Genomic DNA, 6,021 nt, shown 5'->3' with positions numbered 1-6,021 from the left:
GGTCAGGGGCGGTCGGCGGGGGTGTCCAGGCGTCCGCCGGTGCCGTACCGGTTGGAGAGCAGCAGCCCGAGGACGAGCATGCCGAAGCCCAGCCCCAGGTGCAGCCAGTTGTCGGCGTTGTTCACCGGCAGGAAGTTGGCCGCGCCGTGCTGGTTGATCGCGAAGCCGTAGAGCCAGATGCCGAGGTAGGCCGCGCCGCCGCCGGCCAGGAAGAGCCGGGCGCCGCCGAGACTGCGGGCCATCACGAGGCCGAGCAGGCCGAAGAAGAGGTGTACCGCGTTGTGCAGGATCGAGATCTGGAAGACGCCGAAGAGTTTCGCGCCCGAGTGGTGCCCCGCACCGGAGAGCTCGTCGTAGTTGGTGGTCACTCCGGGGACGAAGCCCAGCGCGCCGACCACGAGGAAGACCACGGCGACCGCCACGGCGGCCAGCTGCACCCGGGGCTTGGGCCCCGCCGGTCGGCCGCCGCGCGCGTCCCGTGCCATCGATGCCACCTCCGCAGATTCGTCCCGCCGACGGTCGGCCGGGCGTTGGCCGTGAGGACCGTTCACCTCACGATCCGTGGCGGTGACGTGACAGCCCGACGATCCTCCATTTTGAAGTCGGGCCGGCCTGCGGCGCAGAGGAATGCCGGAACAGGTATGGACGCGGCGACCCAGGGTAGGTGACTCGTCGGCGGCGGTTCCCGTCGCCACATCCCCCAGAACCACCGCGACGACTTTCCGAGCGGAAGGGACATCATGACCTACGATCTGTCACCCACAGCCTCGCCGTACGGTGCGGACACGGCCAACGGCGGCGGCGTACGCGAGCAGGCCCGCCAGGTCGGTTCGGAGGCCGCGCACGCGGGCGGCGCGGTCGCCGGAACCGCCCGGGAGCAGGGCCGCGAGGTCAGCCGTGAGGCTGCCCGGCAGGCCCGGGACCTCTACGGAGAGGCCCGCAGCCAGCTCACCGCCCAGACCGGCGAGCAGCAGCGCCGCGCCGCCGGCGGGCTGCGCTCGCTCGCCGACGAGATGCGCGCGATGGCCGACCAGGGCGGCCAGGCGGGCCCGGTCAGCGAACTGGCCCGCCAGGCCTCCGACCGGGTGCACGGCGTCGCCGGCTGGCTGGAGTCGCGCGAGCCCGGCGACCTGATCACCGAGGTGCGCGACTACGCCCGGCGCAACCCCGGCACCTTCCTCGTCGGCGCGGCAGTGCTCGGCGTGCTCGCCGGCCGGCTGACCCGCAACGTCTCCGCCGCGGGCGACACCGGACGGCCGGACCGCCCCGAGTACGACGACCCGGACCGGACCGCCGTCCTGCCGACCCCGACCCCCCAGCACGTGCGGGAACAGGCGCCGATCGGCGGCTACGCCGACCCGGCCCCGGCCGCGTACCCCGACCCGCACACCACCACCGGCTACGCCGACCCGGCCGGGGGCGCCGGCCAGCCGCTGCCCCCGCCGGCCCGGACCGACCCGCTGCCCGGCGTGCCGTCCAGCGGGGCGGTGCGTCCGTGAGCGCCGCGAGCCGACGAGGGGTGGCATCCGCATGAGCATGCCCACGCAGCCCCTCGGACCGGACGGCGCGAACTCCCACACCGCGGACGAGGTCCGCAGCAGCTCGGTCGGCGAGCTGCTGCGCCAGGTCACCGCCGACCTCTCCACGCTCATGCGGCAGGAGGTGGAGCTGGCCAAGGCCGAGATCCGCCAGGAGGGCCGGAAGGCGGGCAAGGCCGCCGGGCTCTTCGGCGGCGCCGGCTTCGGTGGCTACATGGTCGCCCTGTTCCTCTCGCTCGCGCTCTGGGCCGGGCTCTCCAACGTGATGGACGCCGGGTGGGCGGGGCTGATCGTGGCCGTCCTCTGGGCCGTGATCGCCACGCTCCTCTACTCGATGGCCCGGCAGCACGCGCGGCGGGTACGCGGACTCACGCGGACCGGCGACAGTGTGCAGCGGATCCCCGACGCGCTCAAGCCCCACCCGGAGGGAGTCACCCGATGAGCACCGATCCCGACCAGATCCGCCGGGAGATCGAAACCACCCGAGACAATCTCAGCTCCGATGTGGACGCGCTGGCGTACAAGGTCAGCCCTGCCCGCATCGTCGACGATCGCAAGCAGCGGGCCCGTACCGCGTTGCAGAAGGTGAGGAACACTGTCATGGGCACGGCATCGGAGCTCGGCCACGGCGCCGGCCACGCCGCGCACTCGGTGGGCGACCACGCCGCCTCGGCGGCCTCCACGGTGAGCGACGCCGCGCACGCGGCGACCTCGACGGTCGGCGACGCCGCGCACCGCGCACCGCGGGTCATCCGGCAGAAGTCGGAGGGTAACCCGCTCGCCGCCGGTCTCATCGCCTTCGGCGTGGGCTGGCTGGCCTCCTCGCTCATTCCGGCGACCCGTCGCGAGCAGCAGCTGGCCACGGAGGTCCGGGAGAAGGCCGGGGAGCACGGCGGCGCGGTCAAGGAGAAGCTGACCGAGGTCGCCGGCGAGCTCAGGGACGAGCTGCGGGAACCCGCCGAACACGCCGCCCGGTCGGTGAAGGAGACAGCGCAGCAGGCGGTGTCGGCGGTCAAGGACGACACCCGCTCGGCGGCGCACGACGTGAAGGAGCAGGCGCAGCAGACCCGCCAGCAGGCGAACCACTGACCCGACCGCTCGCACGTCGCAGCTCGCGGCCACCGCCCCGGCACCGTCGAGGGCGGTGGCCGCGAGCTGACATGTACGCCTCTCACCCCCGGCGCCCCGGTCGACCCCGAGCAGATCCCGACGGCGACGGGCCGGACCCGGCCGGTCGCCCTCGTTTCGACCGGCCCGGGCCGGGTAGCGCCTCGGTACGGGCGATCCGTCCCCGAGGACGCCCGGCGGAGGAGGCGCGATGATCGGCAGGGCGACGAGATGGACACTGCTGGGCGCCGGCGTGGTGGCCGTGACGGGCGTCGGCCGGGCGGTTGCCCGGCGACGCCGACGGCACCAGCCGGAGCGGCAGGACGGCTGGTACGTGGTGCACCGCGGGGTGACCGTGGACCGGCCCCGCGACGGGGTGATCGACTTCTGGACCGACCGGGAGCGGTTGGACCGGGCGCTGGCCGGGTGGGCGACCCTGGAGCAGCTCGACGGGGGCCGGTGGCGGTGCGAGGCGGCGGAGCGGACCGGCGGTGGCCGGCGGTGGCGGGCGGAGATCACTGTCGAGTCGCCGGGGGTGCTGCGCTGGCGGGTCACCGACGGCCCGGTGGCGCAGGAGGGGCGGGTCGAGCTCGTGGACGCGCCGCAGGGTCGGGGCACCGAGATCCGCGCCGAGCTGCGCTACCGCCTCGGGCCGGTGCGCCGGGCGTTCGGCCTGGCCGCCGGCGACGAGCCGGACCTGGCGCTGCGGGACACCCTGCGCCGGGTGAAGGCGCTCGTCGAGTGCGGCGAGGTCGTCGACACCCGGCGGGACCCGTCGGGGCGCAGCCCCCGGCAGGAACGCGCCACCGACAAGGTTCGGGAGAAGCTCGCGACGGGAGGCCGGGCATGAGGGCGCTCTGCTGGGAAGGCGTCGGCAAGCTGGCCGTACGGGACGTGCCCGAGCCCCGGATCCGCGCCGACGGCGATGTCGTCGTTCGGGTGCGGGCGAGCAGCGTCTGCGGCTCCGACCTGCACCTCATCAACGGCTACCTGCCCGCCATGCGGGAAGGGGACGTCCTCGGGCACGAGTTCATGGGCGAGGTCGTGGAGACCGGCCCGGGCGTACGGCGGCTGCGCGTCGGCGACCGGGTGGTGGTCGGCTCGGTGGTCGCCTGCGGCGGCTGCTGGTACTGCCGGACGGAGCAGTACTCGCTCTGCGACAACTCCAATCCGCAGCCGGTCTTCACCGAGAAGCTCTGGGGGCACTCGCCGGCCGGGATCCTCGGCTACTCGCACGCCGCCGGTGGCTACGCCGGCAGCCACGCGGAGTACATCCGGGTGCCGTTCGGTGACGTCGGCGCGTTCCGGGTGCCGGACGGGGTGAGCGACGACGCGGCGGTCTTCGCCTCCGACGCGATGCCTACCGGCTGGATGGCCGCCGACTTCTGCGGCCTGAAGGGTGGTGAGGTGGTCGCCGTCTGGGGCGCCGGCGGGGTCGGCCAGATGGCGGCGCGCAGCGCCCAGATCCTCGGCGCCGGACGGGTGATCGTCATCGACCGGCTGCCGGAGCGGCTCGCCACCGCCGCCGCGCGACTCGGCGTGGAGACCATCGACTACGCCCGGACCGACGTGCTGGAGGCGCTGCGCGAGATGACCGCCGGGCGCGGCCCGGACGCGTGCATCGAGGCGGTCGGCATGGAGTCGCACGACGTCGGGCCGAGCTACGCGTACGACCGGGTCAAGCAGGCCGCCCGGCTGCAGACCGACCGGCTGGTCTCCGTCCGGCAGGCGATCATGGCGTGCCGCAAGGGCGGCACGGTGAGCATCGTCGGTGTGTACGCCGGTCTGGTCGACAAGTTCCCGCTCGGCGCGGCCATGAACAAGGCCCTGGTGCTGCGGATGGGGCAGATGCACGCCCAGCGCTACATCCCGATGCTGCTGGAGCGGCTCGCCGGCGGCGAGATCGACCCGGGTTACCTGGCCACCCATCCGCTGCCCCTGGAGGACGGGGTACGCGGGTACGAGTTGTTCGAGAAGAAGCGGGACGGCTGCCTGCGTACCGTGCTGCACCCGAGCGCGTGATCGACGTGGTGCCGCGCCGGTGGAGGCCGGCGCGGCACGGCCGGGACCGCCCCGGGTTCGCCGCCCCGAGACCGGTCAGGCGGTGCGGCGTACGCCGGTGATGACGAACCCGCTCGGCGGCAGCGCCGGCATCCGGCGCAGGCTCACCGCCAGGTCCTGCGGTGGCACGTCGTACCGCATCCGGCTGGTCAGGTTGGTCACCGCCCGTTTCATGAGCTCGATGGTGAGCCACTCGCCGGCGCAGCGGTGTCCGGTCGCGTGGTCCCCGCCGCCCTGCGGGATCAGCGCGAACGGGTCCGGTGGCCGGCCGTCGAAGCGCTCCGGCCGGAACCGCTCCGGTTCGGGCCAGAGCGCCGGATGATGGTTGGTGCCGTACAGGTCGAGCAGGACTCGGCGGCCGCGCGGGAAGTGGTAGCCCCGCCAGTCGAAGGAGCGCCGCACCCGGGCGGCGGCGGCGGGGAAGAACGGGTAGTACCGCCGCACCTCCTGGACGAACCTCTCGGTCGCCGCGTCGTCGTCGCGGACCCGTTGCCGCCACTCGGGATGGTCGTGCAGGGCGAGCGCGGCGAACACCATGAACCGGTCGACGGCGACGGTCGGCCGTAGCAGGTTGAGCAGTTCGACGGCGGCGATCCGGCGGGGGAGCGCCCGGCCCTGTTCGTCGCGGTGTTCGGCGATGACCCGCAGCGCGCTCCCGGCCGGGGCGGGCAACGCGCCGCTGCGGGTGCGGTCGACGAGGCCGGCCAGCCAGCGTTCGCCCCGGCGTCGGGCGAGCAGCCCGCGCCAGTGTCCCGGGCCGATCGACGCGCCGCTTTCGATCATGGCGTGCAGCTCGGTGGTACAGCGGTCGACCTGCGCGTCGGCCAGGGGCACGCCGGCCCAGGCGCAGACCGCCCGGGTGAGCATCCGGCCCAGCTCCGGATAGAGCACGACGGGCCCGGCGCCCGCCCAGCGGGGAAGGCGGGCCTGCCACTCGTCGTCGAAGAGCTGGCCCAGGCGACGCAGCGCGGTCGGGGTCATCAGCGACAGGAGCATCGCCTTGCGAGCGCGGTGCGCGGCGTCGTCGAGGCCCTGCACGCCGCCGCGCCCGGTCAGCGTCCGCTGCACGCGCATCGGCATGGCGCCCGCGCGTTCGAAGCGGTCCGCGTCGTAGAAGAGCGTCGCGGCGTCCCGTCCGCGCAGGCAGATGGTCGGCCGCAGCAGCAGCCGGGTCTGGAAGATGTCGCCGCCGTGCCGGTCGCACCGCGAGCCGATGAACCGGTAGCCGTCGCGGAGCAGCGCGAGGGAGCTCTCCGGGCTGCGGTCGGCCGGGATGCTCGCCATCGGGCCCTCCTGACGCGGGTGGCGGCGGGGC

At 74.4% G+C, this 6,021-nt stretch carries 7 protein-coding genes; 5 read left to right on the top strand and 2 right to left on the bottom strand.

The features are described 5' to 3' along the window. Window positions 1-2 precede the first annotated feature (2 nt). Window positions 3-485 carry a DUF4383 domain-containing protein gene (locus tag E1211_RS29970; protein WP_132353251.1) on the bottom strand — a complete coding sequence of 161 codons (483 nt, stop codon included), beginning with the start codon at window positions 483-485 and terminating at the stop codon, window positions 3-5. 255 nt (window positions 486-740) lie between these two features. On the opposite strand from E1211_RS29970, the gene E1211_RS29965 reads away from it, so the two are divergent. From E1211_RS29965 to E1211_RS29945, 5 genes are all read left to right on the top strand, one after another. Continuing rightward, window positions 741-1,499: a hypothetical protein gene (locus E1211_RS29965; protein WP_132353249.1), complete on the top strand. Its 759-nt coding sequence runs from the start codon at window positions 741-743 to the stop codon at window positions 1,497-1,499. 31 nt (window positions 1,500-1,530) lie between these two features. Next, complete coding sequence (locus E1211_RS29960) at window positions 1,531-1,980, top strand: phage holin family protein (protein ID WP_132353247.1); 450 nt, start codon at window positions 1,531-1,533, stop codon at window positions 1,978-1,980. Next, entirely contained in the window at window positions 1,977-2,627 is a 651-nt protein-coding gene (locus tag E1211_RS29955) for a DUF3618 domain-containing protein (RefSeq protein WP_132353245.1), read from the top strand. The genes E1211_RS29960 and E1211_RS29955 overlap by 4 nt, the downstream gene beginning before the upstream one ends. Before the next feature lie 229 nt (window positions 2,628-2,856). Then, entirely contained in the window at window positions 2,857-3,495 is a 639-nt protein-coding gene (locus E1211_RS29950; protein WP_132353243.1) for a cyclase, read from the top strand. After that, window positions 3,492-4,667: a zinc-dependent alcohol dehydrogenase gene (locus E1211_RS29945; RefSeq protein ID WP_132353241.1), complete on the top strand. Its 1,176-nt coding sequence runs from the start codon at window positions 3,492-3,494 to the stop codon at window positions 4,665-4,667. Before E1211_RS29950 ends, E1211_RS29945 begins: the two co-directional genes overlap by 4 nt. 75 nt (window positions 4,668-4,742) lie before the next feature. On the opposite strand, the gene E1211_RS29940 is transcribed toward E1211_RS29945, so the two are convergent. Then, window positions 4,743-6,021, bottom strand: a 1,279-nt coding sequence (locus E1211_RS29940; RefSeq protein ID WP_243709767.1) for a cytochrome P450, incomplete at its 5' end; no start/stop codon positions are given.

Source organism: Micromonospora sp. 15K316, assembly GCF_004348525.1.
Classification (GTDB): domain Bacteria; phylum Actinomycetota; class Actinomycetes; order Mycobacteriales; family Micromonosporaceae; genus Micromonospora.
The sequence above is the reverse complement of the archived record's forward strand: the minus strand, read 5'-3'. Positions and strand labels throughout refer to the sequence as shown.

Excerpts from the sequence above, each read along its gene's own strand:
- E1211_RS29970 (WP_132353251.1), bottom strand. The coding sequence starts at position 485 with ATGGCACGGGACGCGCGCGGCGGCCGACCGGCGGGGCCCAAGCCCCGG.
- E1211_RS29960 (WP_132353247.1), top strand. The coding sequence starts at position 1,531 with ATGAGCATGCCCACGCAGCCCCTCGGACCGGACGGCGCGAACTCCCAC.
- E1211_RS29955 (WP_132353245.1), top strand. The coding sequence starts at position 1,977 with ATGAGCACCGATCCCGACCAGATCCGCCGGGAGATCGAAACCACCCGA.
- E1211_RS29950 (WP_132353243.1), top strand. The coding sequence starts at position 2,857 with ATGATCGGCAGGGCGACGAGATGGACACTGCTGGGCGCCGGCGTGGTG.
- E1211_RS29965 (WP_132353249.1), top strand. The coding sequence starts at position 741 with ATGACCTACGATCTGTCACCCACAGCCTCGCCGTACGGTGCGGACACG.
- E1211_RS29945 (WP_132353241.1), top strand. The coding sequence starts at position 3,492 with ATGAGGGCGCTCTGCTGGGAAGGCGTCGGCAAGCTGGCCGTACGGGAC.